The organism is Streptomyces botrytidirepellens, assembly GCF_003721215.1.
GTDB lineage: Bacteria > Actinomycetota > Actinomycetes > Streptomycetales > Streptomycetaceae > Streptomyces > Streptomyces himastatinicus.
The window spans coordinates 1-16,945 of record NZ_RIBZ01000242.1 but is presented as its reverse complement, the minus strand read 5'-3'; the positions used below and the strand labels follow the sequence as shown (position 1 = coordinate 16,945).

Sequence of the window (16,945 nt, the reverse complement as noted above, 5' to 3'; positions counted from 1 at the left end):
GCATTTCAAGATCTGGTGGAAGGAATCGTGTGGAAGCCAACACTCGAAGCACAGGGCGTCTGCCGGCTGCCTTCCTGACGCCCGGCTCCTCGTCGTTCATGGACTTCCTCGGGACGCATCAGCCCGAGCTGCTTCCGGGGAACCGCCCGCTTCCCCCGGTGCAGGGTGCCATCGAGGCACCGCATGGCACGACGATCGTGGCGGCGACGTTCGCAGGCGGGGTCGCGCTCGCCGGTGACCGCCGCGCGACCATGGGGAACGTCATCGCGCAGCGCGACATCGAGAAGGTCTTCCCGGCGGACGAGTACTCGGCCGTCGGCATCGCGGGCACGGCCGGGCTCGCCGTGGAGATGGTCAAGCTCTTCCAGCTGGAGTTGGAGCACTTCGAGAAGGTCGAGGGCACCGTCCTCTCGCTGGAGGGCAAGGCCAACCGGCTGTCGACCATGATCCGCGGCAATCTCGGCATGGCGATGCAGGGCCTGGCCGTCGTCCCGCTGTTCGCGGGCTATGACGTGGACCGGGAGAAGGGCCGCATCTTCTCCTACGACGTGACCGGCGGGCGCTCGGAGGAGCGCGGCTTCGCGGCCACCGGCTCCGGCTCGACGTTCGCTCGCGGTGCGCTCAAGAAGCTCTACCGCGAGGACCTGACGGAGGAGCAGGCCGCCACCGCCGTCATCCAGGCGCTGTACGACGCCGCGGACGACGACACGGCGACCGGTGGCCCCGATCTGGCCCGGCGCATTTATCCCATCGTCACGGTCATCACCGAGGACGGTTTCAGGAAGTTCACCGAGGACGAGGTGGCCGACATCGTCCGCGCCATCCACGAGCGGCGGCTCGAAGAGCCGGACGGCCCGCGCGCCGCCCTGCTCTGAGGGGACGGTTGACCCGGAATGCATTCGCCAATGACAGAGAGGGACGGATAGCCGGTGACCACCCCGTTCTATGTATCGCCCCAGCAGGCCATGGCCGACCGCGCGGAATACGCCCGCAAGGGCATCGCGCGCGGCCGCAGCGTGGTCGTGCTTCAGTTTACCGACGGCATCCTCTTCGTCGCCGAGAACCCGTCCCGTGCCCTGCACAAGGTCAGCGAGATCTATGACCGGATCGCCTTCGCGGCGGTCGGCAAGTACAACGAATTCGAGAATCTGCGCATCGGCGGCGTCCGCTACGCCGATCTGCGTGGCTATACCTATGACCGCGACGATGTCACGGCCCGGGGCCTCGCCAACGTCTACGCACAGACGCTGGGCACGATCTTCTCCAGCGCCGCCGAGAAGCCGTACGAGGTCGAGCTGATCGTCGCCGAGACCGGGGAGAGTCCCGCCGACGACCAGATCTACCGGCTGCCGCACGACGGCTCCATCGTGGACGAGCACGGCTCGGTCGCCGTCGGTGGCAACGCCGACCAGATCAGCAGCTATCTCGACCAGCGCCACCGGGACGGCATGACGCTGGCCGAGGCCCTCAAGCTGGCCGTCGACTCGCTGGCCCGGGACAACAACGGTGGCGAGCGCAGCCTCACCGCCGAGCAGCTGGAGGTCGCGGTCCTGGACCGCAAGCGGCCCCAGGCCCGGAAGTTCAAGCGCATCCTGGGCCGTCAGCTGGCCCGTCTCCTGGAGGATTCCGGCGCGGCGTCGGAGTCCGGCGAGGAGACGGAGGAGTCCGCGTCGGAGTCCGGCGAGTCCGGCGAGTCGTCGGAGAGCACCGAGTAGGCACCGTTCCGTCGTGATGAGCCCCGGCCGATCGGCGGCCGGGGCTCAGGCGTCAGTGCCTCATCCGTCCGAGGGCCGGGGGAGGGCGCTGGAGTCCCGTACGACCAGCTCCACGGGCAGCGTCGTGTCCCCGGTGGGCTTCCCGTCCAGGACCGCCATCAGCGCCCGCATGCCCTCCGCGCCGACCGCCTGCGCGGGCAGCCGCACGGTGGTCAGCTCCGGGTCGACCGCCGTGGCCAGCGCCAGGTCGTCGACGCCGGTGACCGACACGTCCTCCGGCACCCGCAGCCCCAGCCGCCGGGCGGCCTTGCACGCGCCCGCGGCGAGGATGTCGTCGTCGCACATCAGCGCCGTGGGCCGGGGACCGGGGCCGCCCAGCGCCCGTAGGGCCGCCCGCCGCCCCTCCTCGACGCTCAGCGCCGCGTGCTCGGTGCGCAGCACGGTGCCGGGCACCGCGTGCACCGCCCCGGCCAGGGCCCGGGCGCGTACCCGGAACGTCCAGGAGTCCACCGCCGCCGCCACATGGACGATCCGGCGGTGCCCCAGCCCCAGCAGATGCTCCGCCGCCTGCCGCATGCCGTCGCCGATGTCCAGGTTGACGGTGGAGGCGGCGGCCGGGTCGTCGGGGTCGCTGTCGAGCATCACCAGCGGCAGCCCGCCCCCGCGCACCGCGGCCAGCGCGTCGGCGGCCATCGAGGAGGCGATCACGCCGTCGAGCGAGGCCCGGGCCGAGTCGAAGGGGTCCCGGGCGGGGCCGACGCCCTCGGGGGAGGGGTAGAGCACCACGCCGAAGCCGTGGTCGGCGGCGACGCGGGCGGCGCCGGTGTAGACGTGGGCGAAGAACTCGTTGGTGAGGGCCGGGACGACGAGCAGCACGGTCCGGGTGCGGCCCAGCCGCAGGCTGCGCGCCGCCAGGTTCGGCCGGTAGCCCAGTTCGCGTGCCGCGGCCCGTACGGCGTCCGCGGTGCGCTCCGACACCCGTCCGCGCCACTTGTCGCCGAGCACGAGGGAGACGGTCGCCTGGGACACTCCGGCGCTCCGCGCCACGTCCCGGCTGGTGACCCGTGCCGCGGCCGCGGCCGGTCCGGTCCCGTGTGCCACTTCGCCTCCGCTGCGTCCGGCCCTGTACCTGTGCCTGTGTTCGCCCGCCACGGGTGGACCCGGGGCAGGCCGCCATGGTACGTATAACGGCGCGTCGTTATACGTAAAACTTGATCCATTGCCCATCAGCACATGACCCACGAGGAGGGGCAGCATGGCGGCCGGTTANCATGACCCACGAGGAGGGGCAGCATGGCGGCCGGTTACGGGGAACTGCTGCGCACCCGCCATGCGGCGCGGCTGCTCACCGGCACGCTGATCGGGCGGCTGCCGAACGCCACCGCCCCGCTCGCCGTGGTGCTCTTCGCCCGCGCCGAGGGCGGGAGCTACGCGCTCGCCGGGGCGCTCTCGGCCGTCTACGGGGTGGCCAACGCCGTCGGGCAGCCGCTGCTGGGCCGGGCGGTGGACCGCTGGGGACAGCCGCGGGTGATGCTCCCGGCCGCCGTGGTGTCCGCGCTCGGGATGGCACTGTTCGCCGTGGTGGGCCTCGATCCGCTGCCGGTGGCGTACGCCGCGATGCTCGTCGCGGGCCTGTTCACGCCCCCGCTGGAGGGCGGGCTGCGGGCCCTGTGGCCGGACGTCCTGCGCCGCTCCGACCAGGTGCACGCGGCGTACGCGCTGGACGCCGTGGCCCAGGAGGTGATGTTCGCCGTCGGCCCGCTGCTGGTCACCCTGCTGGTCGCCGGATGGTCCACGGCGGCCGCGCTGCTGGTCATCAACGCCGCCGGGGTCCTGGGCGCGCTGTCCGTCGTGGTGTCCCCGCCGTCCCGGCGGTGGCGCTCCGCGCCGCGCGAGGCGCACTGGCTGGGCGCGCTGCGTTCGTCCGGGATGCTGGTGCTGCTCGGCTCGTTCTTCTTCGTCGGGATCGCGCTCGGGGCGATCCAGGTGGCCGCCGTCGCGTACGCCGACGAGCACGGCGGCGGCCTGGTCTCCAGCTATCTGCTCTCCGCGCTCGGCGTGGGCGCGCTGGTCGGCGGTGTGGTCTACGGAGCCCGTCCGTGGGCCGGCCCGCCCGAGCGGCGGCTGCGGCTGCTGGTGGCCGCCCTGGCGGTCGGCTATGTGCCGCTGGTGCTGGTGCCGGGCGTTGCCGCGATGACGGCCCTGGCGGGCGTGGCGGGGGTGTTCCTGGCCCCGGCGCTCGCGTGTGCCTTCGTGGTCATCGACCGGCACGCCCCGGCCGGTACCGTCACCGAGGCGTTCTCGTGGCTCGTGACCACCTTCGTGGTGGGCAGCTCGGTCGGTGCGGCCGCGGCAGGACCGGCCGTGGAGCTGGGCGGCACGGGCCTCGGATTCGCCGTCCCGGGGGCCGCCGGAGTGGCCGCGCTGGTGGTCCTGCTGGCGGCCCGGAGGTACCTGGGGGAGGGGCCGCGGCGAACGCCGGATGGAGTCCGTCAGGAAAATGATCGCAGCCATGCCGCCGAACCCGGTTTCAGAGCAGGCCATCAGGCGTAATGTTCAGGCATGGACCGCCGCATTTTCGGGCTGGAGAACGAGTACGGCGTCACGTGCACATTCAGGGGACAGCGCCGGTTGTCTCCTGACGAAGTGGCGCGGTACCTCTTCCGCCGTGTCGTCTCGTGGGGCCGTAGCAGCAATGTCTTCCTGCGCAACGGCGCCCGCCTCTATCTCGACGTGGGCTCGCACCCGGAATATGCCACACCCGAGTGCGACAACGTGACCGAACTGGTCACCCACGACAAGTCCGGCGAGCGCATTCTCGAGGGTCTGCTCGTCGACGCCGAGCGCCGCCTGCACGAGGAGGGAATCGCGGGCGACGTCTATCTCTTCAAGAACAACACCGACTCGGCCGGCAACTCCTACGGCTGCCACGAGAACTATCTGGTGGCCCGGCACGGGGAGTTCTCCCGGCTCGCCGACATTCTCATCCCGTTCCTGGTGACGCGGCAGCTGCTGTGCGGAGCGGGCAAGGTGCTCCAGACCCCGCGTGGCGCGGTCTACTGCGTCAGCCAGCGCGCCGAGCACATCTGGGAGGGCGTCAGCTCGGCGACGACCCGCTCCCGGCCGATCATCAACACCCGCGACGAGCCGCACGCCGATGCCGAGCGCTACCGGCGGCTGCACGTCATCGTGGGCGACTCCAACATGTCCGAGACCACGATGCTGCTCAAGGTCGGCGCCACCGACCTGGTGCTCCGCATGATCGAGGCGGGCACGGTGATGCGCGACCTGACCCTGGAGAACCCGATCCGGGCGATCCGCGAGGTCAGCCACGACATCACCGGGCAGCGCAAGGTGCGGCTCGCCAGCGGGCGCGAGGCGTCCGCCCTGGAGGTGCAGCAGGAGTACTACGAGAAGGCCGTCGACTTCTGTGAGCGCCGGGGCATCCGCACCGGCACCGTCGAGCGGGTGCTGGAGCTGTGGGGCCGCACCCTGGAGGCGATCCGTACCGAGGAGCTGGACCGGATCGCCACCGAGATCGACTGGGTGATGAAGTACAAGCTCATCGAGCGGTACCGCGCGAAGAACAACATCACGATGTCCCATCCGCGGATCGCGCAGATGGACCTCGCCTACCACGACATCCACCGCCGCCGGGGCCTGTACTACCTGCTGGAGAAGCGCGGTCAGGCGGCCCGGGTGTGCAACGACCTGAAGATTTTCGAGGGCAAGTCGGTGCCCCCGCAGACGACCCGCGCCCGGCTGCGCGGGGACTTCATCCGCCGTGCCCAGGAGCAGCGCCGCGACTTCACCGTGGACTGGGTGCACCTCAAGCTCAATGACCAGGCGCAGCGCACCGTGCTGTGCAAGGACCCGTTCCGTTCGGTCGATGACCGGGTGGAGAAACTCATCGCCGGTATGTAGGCGGTCGCCTGAGTCGGCGTACGGCTTATGTATGACGCGGGCCCCGTGCGTTTCTCGGACGGGGCCCGCGTCACGCCGTAAAGTGGCGCGCATTGGCCATCGCAAGATCTACCTAAACGAGGACTCCGTGCGCCGACGCTCCGTACTCCTTGCCGTGCCCGCGGGCCTGCTCACGCTCGCGGGCTGCGGTGACGACCAGTCAGGATCCGACAAGGCCAAGCCCTCCCAGGAGCCGACCGGGCAGTCGCCCTCACCTGCTCCTACGGGGAAGATCGTGAGCGGGCCGGTGCCGGAGATCACCGGTGGCAAGAAGTTCGGTGAGAAGCCGAAGGTCGCCAAGGGCAGCGGGAAGCCGTCCTCCGACCTCGCGGTCAAGACGGTGATCAAGGGGGACGGGGCGAAGACGGCCAAGGGCGACTACGTCCAGGTGAACTACCTCGCCCAGATCTGGAACACCGGCAAGGTCGTGGACAACACCTACGACAAGAAGCAGACGGCCGCCTTCCCCGTGGGCAAGGGCCAGGTGCTGCCGGGCTGGGACCAGGGACTGGTGGGCCGCTCCGTCGGCAGCCGGCTGGAGCTGGCCGTTCCGCCGGCGTACGCGTACGGCAAGCAGGGCCAGCCGCAGGCGGGCATCAAGGGCACGGACACCCTGGTGTTCGTCATCGACATCGAGGGCGCCTTCAACGCCAAGAGCTCCGCCAAGGGCAAGAAGGTGGCGCAGAGCAACTTCGACCTGCCCAAGGTGTCGGACAACACCGATGGCAAGGCCCCCACCATCACCGTCCCCAAGAAGAAGGACGCGCCGAAGAAGCTCGCCTCCGAGTACGTCATCGAGGGCGACGGCCCCGAGGTCACGGCCAAGGACGCACTGCTGGTGCAGTACAAGGGCGTGCTGTGGGACGGCGGCAAGGAGTTCGACTCCACCTACAAGCGCGGCGAGCTGGCCCAGTTCTCCCTCCAGCAGGTCGTCAAGGGCTGGTCGCAGGGGCTGACGGGCAAGAAGGCCGGGAGCCGGGTGCTGATCGTCGTACCGCCGGACCTGGGCTACGGGAAGAAGGCCCAGAAGGGCATCCCCGCCAACTCCACCCTGGTCTTCACCGTCGACATCCTGGCCGTTCTGTAGCTCGGCCGTTCTGTAGGGTGTGCGGGTTGCCCACAACGTAACGAGGAGCAATTTCGTGAGCATCGACAAGCCCGAGGTCGACTTCCCGGGCGGCGAGCCGCCGGCGGACCTGGAGATCAAGGACATCTGGGAGGGCGACGGGCCCGCCGCCAAGGCCGGCGACAACATCGCCGTCCACTACGTCGGCGTGGCCTTCTCCACCGGCGAGGAGTTCGACGCGAGCTACAACCGCGGCACCCCGCTGCGCATCCAGCTCGGTGTCGGCCAGGTCATCTCCGGCTGGGACCAGGGCCTCCAGGGCATGAAGGTCGGCGGACGCCGCCAGCTGATCATCCCGCCGCACCTGGCCTACGGCGACCGTGGCGCCGGCGGCGGCCGGATCAAGCCGGGCGAGTCGCTGATCTTCGTGTGTGACCTGGTCTCCGTCTGAGACCTCCCGCGGAGCTGTGAAAGCCGGAGCCGAGGTCTTCCCGCCGGTGGGCGGGGGCCTCGGCTTTTGCGGTGCGTGCCCGGAGCGGTACGGTCACGGTCGTAAGGTCAAGAAGAAAGGGCGTCGATGGCGATTGCCAAGGCCGAGCGGCTGATGAATCTGGCGCTGTGCCTGCTGGGAACCCGGCGTCCGCTGACCAAACGGGAGTTGCGGGGCTCCATAGAGGCGTACCTGGAGGGGACGAGCGGGTCCACCACCGCGGGTGACGAGGCGTTCAACCGCATGTTCGAGCGCGACAAGGACGATCTGCGCGAACTCGGCCTGGTCATCGAGACGGTGGAGGGCCTCGACGGCGAAGTCGGCTACCTCGCCCGCCGGGACAGCAACCGCCTCCCCCCGATCACGCTGGACGCCGAGGAGGCCGCCGCCCTCGGCCTCGCCGCCAAGGTCTGGCAGCAGGCCCGGCTCGCGGGCGCTGCGAGCGGCGCGCTCCAGAAGCTGCGCGCCGCCGGGATGCCGGTCGCCGAGGACCCGTACGACACCCAGCCGCAGAGCGCTCTCCAGCCGCACATCCCGGTCCACGAGGCCGCGTTCGAGCCGCTGATGCTCGCCTGCCGCGACCGCCGCCCGGTCGTCTTCGACTACCGCAAGTCCAACGCCGCCCGCCCCGAGCAGCGCCAGGTCGAGCCCTGGACGCTGGAGTGCTGGCGCGGCCACTGGTACCTCGCCGGATGGGACCGCGGGCGGTCCGCCGAGCGCGTCTTCCGGCTCTCGCGGATCACCGGCCGGGTGCGGCTGCGCTCCGGCGCGTACACCGCCGAGGTGCCCGACCACTCGACCGTGCGGGAGACCGTGGAGTCCTGGGCGGGGGAGACCGCGACCGGCACCGCCCGGATCAGGGTGCGCGCCGGGCACGGCTATCCGCTGCGGGCGAGGGCGCTCACCACCCGCACCGGGGACGACGGCTGGGACGAGCTGGAGATCCCGTACGGGCACGGACTGGACGCCTGGCTCGTGGAATTCGGCCCGGAGGTGGTCGTGCTGGCGCCCGACGAGCTGCGGGCGGACGTCGTCGATCGGCTGCGCGCCGTGGCCAAGGGCTGAGGGGACGGAACGACTTCATCATGGCCGGAAATGCCATTGACCAGACCCGCCGGATGCTGTCCCTGGTGACGTATCTGCGGGAGCGCCCCGGTGCCCGCGTCGCCGAGGTCGCCCGCGCCTTCGGCATCAGCGAGGACGAGCTGATCGCCGACCTCGACGTGCTGCCGCTGTGCGGCACCAGCTTCCGCGGCGGCGACCTGCTGGACATCGACACCGACGGCGAGCGCATCTGGTGGCACAACCCCGACGATGTCGCCGAGCCGCTGCGGCTGGCCGCCGACGAGGCCACCGCGCTGCTGGTCGCCGCTCGCGCCGTCGCCACCCTGCCCGGGCTGCGCGAGAGCGACCGGGAGGCGCTGCTGCGGGCCACCGCCAAGCTGGAGGCCGCGGCGGGCGAGGTGGCGGGTGCCAGCTCCCGGCTCTCGGTCACCTTCGAGTCCGAGGGCGGCGTCTTCGCCGACGTCGACCGGGCCATCTCCGAGCGCCGCAGGCTGTGGCTGCGCTACTACTCGCCCGCGCGCGACGAGGTCACCGAGCGCGAGGTCGATCCGATCCGGCTGTTCGCCGTGGGCCATACCTATGTGGAGGCCTGGTGCCGGCTGTCGGAGGCGCGCCGCACCTTCCGGCTGGACCGGGTCGTGGAGATCAAGCTGCTGGACGAGGCGTCCGACCCGCCGCCCATCGAGCTGCGCGACCTCTCCGATCCGTCGACCGGGCTGGTGCAGACCGGCGCCGAGGACCCCGAGGTGGTCGTCGAGACCGGTCCGGGCGGGCGCTGGGTCGCCGAGTACTACCCGCACGACAGCGCGGAGGAGCTGCCCGACGGGGGCTTGCGGATCACCCTGCGCGCCCCCGACCCCGGATCGCTGCGGCGGCTGGCGCTGCGGCTCGGCAGGGACGGCCGGATCGTCGCGCCGCAGGGGCTCGCGGACAGCGCTCGGGACGCGGCGCGGCATGCGCTCGCGGCGTACGGTGAGTGACGGCTTGCGGTGAGTGAAGGGACGCACACAGTGACCGCTGGGGGGAATCCCACCTCGGTGATCTTCAAGGCAGCCTGTCCGGAGTGCCGGGGCCGGTTCGAGCTGGCCGCCGGTGCGCTGCGGCTGGCGATCGGGGCCAGTGACCGCACCACCTTCTACTCCTTCACCTGCCCCGACTGCGGCAGCGCGGTGCGCAAGCCCGCGGGTGAGCGGATCGTGGAACTGCTCACCGGCGGCGGGGTGCGCACCCTGCGGCTGCACTCGACGGTCTGACGGCCACTCCACGGTCCGACGGCCACTCCACGGTCCGACGGCCACTCGACGGTCCGACGGCCACTTCACGGTCTGACCGCCGCGGGGGCGCCGCGGCGGCCCCGATAGGCTCGCCCCATGCTCTGGCCGATGCTCGCCCTCACCCTCGCCTTCTGCGGAATCGCCGTCCTCGCCGTGCTCTCCGTACGGGTCTACACCCAGGTGCGCAGACTGGCCCGGCAGGTGTCGGACAGCTCCGCGCGGATCACCCGCGCCGCCGAGGACCTGGAGCGGGCCACCGGGCCGCTGAGTGCGCAGGTGGGGGCGGTGCGCCGGGACGAGGGCGCCGCCCAAGGCCACTGATCGGCGGCGCTCTGCTGCATCACAGGGAAGCGGGGTACGCTGGCTGGTCGTGGCCCTGGAAACGAGGCGGAGGGCCGCAACCAGGCGTCTGCATGGGGATTGCCCTGCATTTACCCCTGCGCGCTACGATCGCTGACAGCACGGCTGCCGGACTCCTGTCCGAACGGTCGGCAGCCCCACCCCCAGCCGCCCCGGTGAGAAGGTAGACGAATATGTTCGGAAAGCTCGGCGCTACCGAGATCATCCTCATCCTGATCGTCGTTCTGCTGCTGTTCGGTGCGAAGAAGCTCCCCGACATGGCGCGCTCGCTGGGTAAGTCGGCCCGCATCCTCAAGAGCGAGGCCAAGGCGATGAAGTCGGAGGGCAAGCAGGACGAGAACGCCCCGGCCGACCCGCCGAACCCCGGCCAGGACCAGGGCGCGCACCGCACCATCCAGGCCGCCCCGGGCGATGTCTCCAGCTCCCGTCCGGTGGCCGAACCGAGCGACACCACCAAGCGCTGACCCGGGGCCACTTGAAGGCGGCATCGATGGCCGCCGTCTGACGCACGAGATGAGGACGTGGGTTGCTCAAGTCTGCCCGCAAGAAGGAGAAGGACCCCGAGGGGCGGATGCCCCTCGCGGACCACCTGCGCGAGTTGCGCAACCGGCTGGTGAAATCGGTCCTGGCGATCTGTGTGATCACGATCGTCGCGATGTTCTTCTACAAGAACATCGTCGATTTCCTGATGAAGCCGGTCCTGGATTCAGTCGGCTGCCCCGGGGTCCGGCTGTCCCAGCTCAACGCCGACCACGCCAGCAAGAACAACTGCGCGTACTTCACCGTGAACGGTCTGCTGTCGCCGTTCACGATCATGCTGAAGGTCTCCTTCACCACCGGCGTGGTCCTCGCCACCCCGGTGTGGCTGTACCAGCTGTGGGCGTTCCTCGCGCCCGGTCTGCACCGCAACGAGAAGAAGTACTCGCTCTTCTTCGTCGGCCTCGGCGTGCCGCTGTTCGTCGGCGGCGCCTTCTTCGCGTACAAGATCCTGCCGACCAGCGCCAAGGTCCTCCTCGACTTCACGCCCGGCGGGGCCAGCAACCTCCTCCCGCTGGACGACTTCCTCGATCTGCTCACCCGCATGATCGTCGTCTTCGGGCTGGCGTTCGAGCTGCCGCTGCTGCTGATCCTGCTGAACTTCACCGGCATCCTCAGCGGGCGCCGGATGTTCGGCTGGTGGCGGGCCATGATCATGGGCATCACGGTCTTCGGCGCGGTGGCCACCCCCAGCACCGACCCGATCGGCATGTTCGCCCTGGCCGGGCCGGTCACCGTGCTCTACTTCGGCGCGGTCGCCGTCGCCATGGTCAACGACCGGCGCAGGGCGCGGCGCCGGGAGGCCGACCCCGACTTCGGCCTGAGCGACGACGAGGCGTCGAGCCTGGATCTGACGCCGGAGGCCATCGAGGAGACCGAGCGCGTCTCCGCGGGCGAGCTGCCCGCCGGTGACGATCCGGCCCGGCGCAACGGCTACGACGACGTCACGTAAGCGGCCCGCCGACGGATGACCGGGCCCGCCCAGGCGGGCCCCGATCCCCATCCCGCCGTAAAGATCGCGTGCGTTGTCGGAGGTGGCCGGTAGTCTCGTACATACGATGACCGACGAGCTATCTCCCGCCGAGCGCTATGCTGCGTCCCGCATCCGGGCCGCCGAGCAGGCCACCGCGCTGGCCCCCTTCCGCGAGATGTACGCCTTCGCGCTGGACCCGTTCCAGATCGAGGCGTGTCAGGCCCTCGAGGCCGGGAAGGGCGTGCTGGTCGCCGCCCCCACCGGCTCGGGCAAGACCATCGTGGGCGAGTTCGCCGTCCACCTGGCGCTCACCCAGGGCCGCAAGTGCTTCTACACCACGCCCATCAAGGCGCTGTCGAACCAGAAGTACGCCGACCTCGTCAAGCGCTACGGCGCCGACAAGGTCGGCCTGCTCACCGGGGACAACAGCGTCAATTCCGAGGCCCCGGTGGTCGTCATGACCACCGAGGTGCTGCGCAACATGCTGTATGCGGGTTCGCAGTCGCTGCTCGGCCTCGGCTATGTGGTGATGGACGAGGTGCACTACCTCTCCGACCGCTTCCGCGGCGCCGTCTGGGAAGAGGTCATCATCCACCTCCCCGAGTCGGTGACCCTCGTATCGCTGTCCGCGACGGTCTCCAACGCCGAGGAGTTCGGCGACTGGCTGGACACCGTGCGCGGTGACACCGAGGTGATCGTCTCCGAGCACCGCCCGGTGCCGCTGTGGCAGCACGTGCTGGCGGGGCGCCGGATGTACGACCTCTTCGAGGAGAAGAGCGGCCGGGACGGCGACCAGTCCGGCCGCCGCGAGGTCAATCCCGACCTCGTCCGGCTGGCCCGGATGGAGAACAGCCGCCCCGCCTTCGGCCGCGACAAGCGCCGGGGGCGGAACAACATGCGGGAGGCCGACCGGGAGCGCGAGCGGCGCCAGCGCAGCCGGATCTGGACCCCGGGCAGAGCGGAGGTCATCGATCGGCTCGACGCCGAGGGGCTGTTGCCCGCCATCACGTTCATCTTCAGCCGGGCCGGGTGCGAATCGGCCGTCCAGCAGTGCCTGTACGCGGGGCTGCGGCTCAACGACGACGCGGCGCGCGCCCAGGTGCGGGCGATAGTCGAGGAGCGCACCGCCGGCATCCCCGACGAAGACCTCCATGTGCTGGGGTATTTCGAGTGGCTGGAGGGCCTGGAGCGGGGCATCGCGGCCCACCACGCCGGGATGCTGCCCACCTTCAAGGAGGTCGTGGAGGAGCTGTTCGTCCGCGGCCTGGTCAAGGCGGTGTTCGCGACCGAGACCCTGGCGCTGGGCATCAACATGCCCGCCCGTTCGGTGGTGTTGGAGAAGCTCGTCAAGTGGAACGGGGAGCAGCACGCCGACATCACCCCCGGTGAGTACACCCAGTTGACCGGGCGGGCCGGGCGGCGCGGCATCGACGTCGAGGGCCATGCGGTGGTGCTGTGGCAGCGCGCCATGGACCCGGCCGCCCTCGCGGGCCTGGCCGGCACGCGCACGTATCCGCTGCGCTCGTCCTTCAAGCCCTCGTACAACATGGCGGTCAACCTGGTCTCCCAGTTCGGCCGGCACCGCTCGCGGGAGCTGCTGGAGACCTCGTTCGCCCAGTTCCAGGCGGACAAGGCGGTCGTCGGGATCTCCCGTCAGGTGCAGCGCAACGAGGAGGGGTTGGAGGGCTACCGCGCCTCCATGACCTGCCACCTCGGCGACTTCGACGAGTACGCGCGGCTGCGCCGCGAGCTGAAGGACCGCGAGACCGAGATCGCCCGGCAGGGCGCCGCACAGCGCCGGGCGGCCGCCGCTGTGGCGCTGGAGAAGCTCCGCCCGGGCGATGTCATCCATGTGCCCACCGGCAAGTTCGCCGGGCTCGCCCTGGTGCTGGACCCGGGACTGGCCGCCGGGCGGTCCAACGGCCACCGCGGCTTCGAGCACCACGACGGGCCGCGCCCGCTGGTGCTCACCGCCGAGCGCCAGGTCAAGCGGCTGGCGTCGATCGACTTCCCGGTGCCGGTGGAGCCGCTGGACCGGATGCGGATCCCGAAGTCGTTCAATCCGCGCAGTCCGCAGTCCCGCCGTGACCTGGCGTCCGCGCTGCGCACCAAGGCCGGTCACCACGATGTGCGGCGGCACCGCAAGGAGCGCTCCCGCGCGGCCGACGACACCGAGATCGCCCGGCTGCGCGCCGCCATCCGCGCCCACCCCTGCCACGGCTGCTCCGACCGCGAGGACCACGCCCGCTGGGGCGAGCGCTACCACCGCCTGCTGCGCGACACCCGCCAGCTGGAGCGGCGCATCGAGGGGCGGACGAACACGATCGCCCGCACCTTCGACCGGATCTGCGCGCTGCTGTCCGAGCTGGACTATCTGCGCGGTGACGAGGTCACGGACGTCGGCAAGCGGCTGGCCCGGCTCTACGGCGAGCTGGACCTGCTGGCCAGCGAATGCCTGCGGGACGGCGTGTGGGAGGGGCTGAAGCCCGCCGAGCTGGCGGCGTGCGCCTCGGCGCTGGTGTACGAGTCCCGGGCGGCGGACGACGCGCTGCCGCCCAAGCTCCCCACCGGCCCCGCCAAGGAGGCGCTGGGGGAGATGGTCCGTATCTGGGGCCGGCTGGACGCTCTGGAGGAGGAGCACAAGATCAACCAGGCCGAGGGGGTCGGCCAGCGCGAACCGGATCTGGGCTTCGCCTGGGCCGCCTACCGCTGGGCGTCCGGCCATGGGCTGGACGAGCTGCTGCGGGAAGTGGACATGCCCGCCGGTGACTTCGTGCGCTGGTGCAAGCAGCTGATCGACGTGCTGGGCCAGATCGCGGCGGCCGCCCCGGACGGCAGCGTGGCGCGCAACGCCCGCAAGGCGGTCGACGGGCTGCTGCGCGGGGTCGTGGCGTACTCCTCCGTCGGCTGACGACCTGAGGCCCTGAGGCCCTGGGGCCCTGGGGCCCTGGCACCGGCCCCGCGGGGCCGGGATCACGACGGGTCGTAGGTGAACGGCAGGGCGTTGCTGTTCCCGGCCGGGGTGTGGGCCACGACGCTCACCACCCCGGGCGGCCCGCCGGGGGTGGTGGCGACGACCTGGGTGTCCGAGATCGCGGCGAACGAGGCCGGGACGCCGCCGAAGGTCACCGCGTCGGTGTAGGTGAGGTTGCTGCCGACGAGCACGACCGACTCGCCCCCGGTGTCCAGGCCGTTCGGCGGGTTGAGGCTGGTGAGGAGCGGGGCGCCGAGATACGTGTAGTGCGGGTTCCCGCTCCCCGTCGAGCTGGTGCCGCCGGGCGTGGTGACGGTGACCTGGACGGTGCCGGACCCGGCCGGGGCGGTGACGGTCAGCTGGCTGTCGGAGATCACGTTGATGGCGGTGGCCGGGTTTCCGCCGAAGGCGACGGCGGTGGTGAGGGTCAGATTGCTGCCGAAGACGGTGACGGTGTTGCCTCCGGTGGCCGGGCCGAGGTGGGTGGAGAGATCGTTGACGATCGGCGCGGTGAGGTAGAAGTACGGCAGCGCATTACTGGTGCCGCCCGGCGTGGTGACGGTGACGTTGACCGCGGACGGCGGCCCTGCGGGCGCGGTGACGGTGATCTGGGTGGCGGTGTTGGTGAGGATGGCCGCCGCGTTGATCCCGAACATGACCGAGGTCGCCCCGGAGAGGTTGGTGCCGTTGAGGGTGACCATGTTGCCGCCCGAGGTCGGCCCCGAGGCCGGGCTGAGGCTGGTGAGGGACGGCGCGGGGGCGGCGGCGTACGTGTAGCCGAGCGCGTTGCTGGTGCCGCCGGGGGTGGTGACGACGACGGCCACGCTGCCGGTGCCCGCCGGGGCGGTGACGGTGATCTGGGTGGGGGTGTTGGTGAGGATGGTGGCGGGGTTGGGGCCGAAGAGCACCTGCGTGGCCCCGCTGAGGCTCGTGCCGTTGATCGTGACCGTGTTGCCGCCGGACGGGGGACCCGAGGCCGGGCTGAGCGAGGTGAGAACGGGGGCCGCGACGGTGGTGTAGGTGAAGAACACGTTCTGGGTGCTGGTCCCCGACGGCCCGGTGACCGTGACCTTGACCGTGCCGGTCCCCGCGGGCGTCCTGGCCGTGATCTGCGTACCGCTCACGACGGCCACGTTCGTGGCCAGGCTCGAGCCGAACCTGACCGCGGTGGCGCCGGTGAAGCCGGAGCCGGTGATGGTGACGGGGGTGCCTCCCGCCGGGGTGCCCTGGGCGGGGCTGACGCTGGTCACGATGGGGGCCATGACGCGGTTCTCCTTCTCGTACCTCGAACGGCGGCGCCCTGGCCGGCGGCTGTCGGCCAGGGCGGGCGACGTGCGGTGACGCTGTCGGCGCTCGGTCGTCCCCGGCCGTCAGGTGATGGTGAAGGCCACGGCGTTGGAGGTCCCGCCGCAGGTGTGGACCGTGATGGTCCCGGCGCCGGTGGCGAGCCCGCCGGGCACGGTGGCGACGACCTGGGTGCCGCTGATGGGTGTGAAGACCGCGGTGGCGGTGGCGGCGGCGCTGTCGGTGAAGGTGACGGTGTCGACGCCGACGAAGGAGGTTCCGGTGATGGTGACGTCGTCTCCGGCCGTGCCCGTCGCGGGAGCCACCGTGGTGATGGCGGGCGTGAGGTAGTAGTCGACCAGGGTGGTGCCCGACGCGCTGGTGCCGCCCGCCGTGGTGATGGTCACGGCCTGGGTGGACACGTCGGCGACCTGACCCGGGTTGGCCGGGGCGGTGAAGGTGACCTGGTTGGTCTGCGTCGGGTTGACCGCGACGTTGCCGACGGTGCCCACCCCGACCTGTGTGCCGGTCAGGAAGTTGGTGCCGAACAGGGTCGCCGCGCCACCGGTGGCGGCCGGTAGGCAGCTGACGCTCAGGGCCGTGGTCGTCGGCGCGGCGATGACGAAGAACGGCAGCGCGTTGCTGGTGGCGCCGGTGTTGCTGGACACGCTGACGGCGACCTGGCCGGAGCACGGCGCCGTGCTGGGCACGACGAAGGTGACCTGGGTGGCGGTGACGCCCGTCGGGGTGACCGTTGCCGCACCGAAGTTCACCCTGGTGGTGGTGCCCATCGCGGTGCCGTTGATCTGGACGGTGTCCCCGGGTTTGCCTTGGTTGGTGTTGGTCGTGGTGTCCACCAACGAGGTGATGGTTGCCATGATCCTTCTCCTTCGATGGAGCCGCTGCGCCGGGAAGCGCGGAGAGCAGGCCGATGGTTGACGCGCTACGCGACCGCGGATGACGTCCCGGTGCGCGGGAAGGGCGGGTGAAAGACCCGTGGCCTCGGGGCCGGTGCCTGGGGGCGGGTCTTCGGAATGAAGCGACTCGGCGCCGAGTGCGAGGGGCGCCGTCCATCTCGCTGCTTCCGATTTAAGCCATCGGGTGAAGGGGGCGGAAGGTGGAACTGGAGCAACCGGGAATTCATGTGTAAGTAGGGTTAAAACCTGTTAACGGATTTTCTCCGCCGTCGTACGCCCCCACCGAAGAGAAGGCGGGCGGGCGGACGGTCACATGCCGTCCGCCCG

General features: G+C 70.9%; 16 protein-coding genes. 13 read left to right on the top strand and 3 right to left on the bottom strand.

The genetic code is table 11. The features are described from left to right. The first annotated feature begins 29 nt into the window (after positions 1–29). A complete protein-coding gene (gene prcB, locus EEJ42_RS18825) occupies positions 30–875 on the top strand; it encodes a proteasome subunit beta (RefSeq protein WP_123101078.1) in 846 nt (281 codons plus the stop codon). A 54-nt stretch (positions 876–929) separates the two neighbouring features. Then, positions 930–1,715, top strand: coding sequence for a proteasome subunit alpha (gene prcA / locus EEJ42_RS18820; RefSeq protein WP_123101077.1), 786 nt, complete (start codon positions 930–932; stop codon positions 1,713–1,715). A gap of 60 nt (positions 1,716–1,775) precedes the next feature. On the opposite strand, the gene EEJ42_RS18815 is transcribed toward prcA, so the two are convergent. Next, positions 1,776–2,816: a LacI family DNA-binding transcriptional regulator gene (locus EEJ42_RS18815; protein WP_123101076.1), complete on the bottom strand. Its 1,041-nt coding sequence runs from the start codon at positions 2,814–2,816 to the stop codon at positions 1,776–1,778. A 192-nt stretch (positions 2,817–3,008) separates the two neighbouring features. On the opposite strand from EEJ42_RS18815, the gene EEJ42_RS18810 reads away from it, so the two are divergent. The 11 genes from EEJ42_RS18810 (at position 3,009) to EEJ42_RS18760 (ending at position 14,354) form a co-directional block, all read left to right on the top strand. After that, entirely contained in the window at positions 3,009–4,268 is a 1,260-nt protein-coding gene (locus EEJ42_RS18810; RefSeq protein ID WP_123101075.1) for an MFS transporter, read from the top strand. Between the two features lie 9 nt (positions 4,269–4,277). Beyond that, positions 4,278–5,639 (top strand): Pup--protein ligase, encoded by a 1,362-nt coding sequence (gene pafA / locus EEJ42_RS18805; RefSeq protein ID WP_123101074.1) that lies wholly within the window; start codon positions 4,278–4,280, stop codon positions 5,637–5,639. 127 nt (positions 5,640–5,766) lie between these two features. After that, positions 5,767–6,765, top strand: a complete 999-nt coding sequence (locus EEJ42_RS18800) for an FKBP-type peptidyl-prolyl cis-trans isomerase (protein WP_123101073.1) — start codon at positions 5,767–5,769, stop codon at positions 6,763–6,765. Positions 6,766–6,820: 55 nt separating this feature from the next. Continuing rightward, complete coding sequence (locus EEJ42_RS18795; RefSeq protein ID WP_055553411.1) at positions 6,821–7,195, top strand: FKBP-type peptidyl-prolyl cis-trans isomerase; 375 nt, start codon at positions 6,821–6,823, stop codon at positions 7,193–7,195. Between the two features lie 126 nt (positions 7,196–7,321). Continuing rightward, positions 7,322–8,299 carry a helix-turn-helix transcriptional regulator gene (locus EEJ42_RS18790; RefSeq protein WP_123101072.1) on the top strand — a complete coding sequence of 326 codons (978 nt, stop codon included), beginning with the start codon at positions 7,322–7,324 and terminating at the stop codon, positions 8,297–8,299. Positions 8,300–8,319: 20 nt separating this feature from the next. Next, complete coding sequence (locus EEJ42_RS18785; RefSeq protein WP_009719198.1) at positions 8,320–9,279, top strand: helix-turn-helix transcriptional regulator; 960 nt, start codon at positions 8,320–8,322, stop codon at positions 9,277–9,279. A 9-nt stretch (positions 9,280–9,288) separates the two neighbouring features. Next, positions 9,289–9,552: a hypothetical protein gene (locus EEJ42_RS18780; RefSeq protein ID WP_055553417.1), complete on the top strand. Its 264-nt coding sequence runs from the start codon at positions 9,289–9,291 to the stop codon at positions 9,550–9,552. 117 nt (positions 9,553–9,669) lie between these two features. Continuing rightward, positions 9,670–9,894 carry a hypothetical protein gene (locus EEJ42_RS18775; protein ID WP_123101071.1) on the top strand — a complete coding sequence of 75 codons (225 nt, stop codon included), beginning with the start codon at positions 9,670–9,672 and terminating at the stop codon, positions 9,892–9,894. 212 nt (positions 9,895–10,106) lie between these two features. Further along, complete coding sequence (gene tatA, locus EEJ42_RS18770; RefSeq protein WP_123101070.1) at positions 10,107–10,397, top strand: Sec-independent protein translocase subunit TatA; 291 nt, start codon at positions 10,107–10,109, stop codon at positions 10,395–10,397. A 62-nt stretch (positions 10,398–10,459) separates the two neighbouring features. Next, positions 10,460–11,422, top strand: coding sequence for a twin-arginine translocase subunit TatC (gene tatC, locus EEJ42_RS18765; protein WP_123101069.1), 963 nt, complete (start codon positions 10,460–10,462; stop codon positions 11,420–11,422). 106 nt (positions 11,423–11,528) lie between these two features. Next, complete coding sequence (locus EEJ42_RS18760) at positions 11,529–14,354, top strand: DEAD/DEAH box helicase (protein WP_123101068.1); 2,826 nt, start codon at positions 11,529–11,531, stop codon at positions 14,352–14,354. A gap of 62 nt (positions 14,355–14,416) precedes the next feature. On the opposite strand, the gene EEJ42_RS18755 is transcribed toward EEJ42_RS18760, so the two are convergent. Together EEJ42_RS18755 and EEJ42_RS18750 are read right to left on the bottom strand one after the other, a co-directional pair. After that, positions 14,417–15,679 (bottom strand): IPT/TIG domain-containing protein, encoded by a 1,263-nt coding sequence (locus tag EEJ42_RS18755; protein WP_123101067.1) that lies wholly within the window; start codon positions 15,677–15,679, stop codon positions 14,417–14,419. A gap of 108 nt (positions 15,680–15,787) precedes the next feature. Then, complete coding sequence (locus EEJ42_RS18750; protein WP_123101066.1) at positions 15,788–16,579, bottom strand: IPT/TIG domain-containing protein; 792 nt, start codon at positions 16,577–16,579, stop codon at positions 15,788–15,790. Positions 16,580–16,945: the final 366 nt, after the last annotated feature.

Excerpts from the sequence above, each read along its gene's own strand:
- EEJ42_RS18775 (WP_123101071.1), top strand. The coding sequence starts at position 9,670 with ATGCTCTGGCCGATGCTCGCCCTCACCCTCGCCTTCTGCGGAATCGCC.
- EEJ42_RS18790 (WP_123101072.1), top strand. The coding sequence starts at position 7,322 with ATGGCGATTGCCAAGGCCGAGCGGCTGATGAATCTGGCGCTGTGCCTG.
- EEJ42_RS18810 (WP_123101075.1), top strand. The coding sequence starts at position 3,009 with ATGGCGGCCGGTTACGGGGAACTGCTGCGCACCCGCCATGCGGCGCGG.
- pafA (WP_123101074.1), top strand. The coding sequence starts at position 4,278 with ATGGACCGCCGCATTTTCGGGCTGGAGAACGAGTACGGCGTCACGTGC.
- EEJ42_RS18755 (WP_123101067.1), bottom strand. The coding sequence starts at position 15,679 with ATGGCCCCCATCGTGACCAGCGTCAGCCCCGCCCAGGGCACCCCGGCG.
- EEJ42_RS18785 (WP_009719198.1), top strand. The coding sequence starts at position 8,320 with ATGGCCGGAAATGCCATTGACCAGACCCGCCGGATGCTGTCCCTGGTG.
- EEJ42_RS18750 (WP_123101066.1), bottom strand. The coding sequence starts at position 16,579 with ATGGCAACCATCACCTCGTTGGTGGACACCACGACCAACACCAACCAA.
- EEJ42_RS18760 (WP_123101068.1), top strand. The coding sequence starts at position 11,529 with ATGACCGACGAGCTATCTCCCGCCGAGCGCTATGCTGCGTCCCGCATC.
- tatA (WP_123101070.1), top strand. The coding sequence starts at position 10,107 with ATGTTCGGAAAGCTCGGCGCTACCGAGATCATCCTCATCCTGATCGTC.